Source organism: Acinetobacter sp. 1566109 (assembly GCF_000582255.1).
Taxonomy (GTDB): domain Bacteria; phylum Pseudomonadota; class Gammaproteobacteria; order Pseudomonadales; family Moraxellaceae; genus Acinetobacter; species Acinetobacter nosocomialis.
The window spans coordinates 1-656 of sequence record NZ_JEYB01000219.1; the positions used below are offsets into that span (position 1 = coordinate 1).

Genomic DNA, 656 nt, shown 5'->3' on the forward strand with positions numbered 1-656 from the left:
AAAAAGTATGCTGACATTAAATGAAGCCATTATTGATGTAAAAGAAGGTTAAGTCGAAGGCTTTAAAATGGTTTTCAAGCTTTTTGGAGAAATTGCAACTTCTTCTAAAACCACGCCTTATTCGATGCCTTATTTTGCAATTATTACCTTCAATTCCTACAGTAAACAACTTACCAATACTTTGCTTGCAGTTTTTAAAAGCAGTGATGAAACTGTCCCAATGATCACTTGCAATTCGGGTGTAGTGAATACCTAATTGTTTAAGCTTTGTCTTCAACCTTTGGACTGTAGCTAAATCTCTCTTACCCCAAACATAAGCAACAATCTCACCTGTTTCTCGATGGTAGGCGTAAATAAGCCATTGTTTATTATTTTTATTTCCAACAAAAGTCCAGAATTCATCTACTTCGAGAGATTCATAATGACTTTGTTTAGGCTGAATTTGATAGGCCGATTCAGTTAAAGTCCGTAAGACTTTACCGATACTAATGCGCTCAACTTCAGCGATATCTCGTATACCGCTGCCTCTGACCATTAACTGTAATATTTTACGAGTAATGCCAGAATTACATCCTAGATAGCTCAGAGCATGGTCACCAATAAACTGACGTTTGCAGTCTTTGCATTGGTAGTTTTGTTTCCCATCTACTTTGATG

General features: G+C 36.4%; 1 protein-coding gene. It reads right to left on the reverse strand.

Annotation, left to right across the window (positions count from 1 at the left end; all coding sequences use genetic code 11):
• Positions 1-16 precede the first annotated feature (16 nt).
• Positions 17-656 (reverse strand): IS1 family transposase (locus J582_RS0105640; protein ID WP_032049007.1); only part of this gene is annotated, 640 nt, incomplete at its 5' end.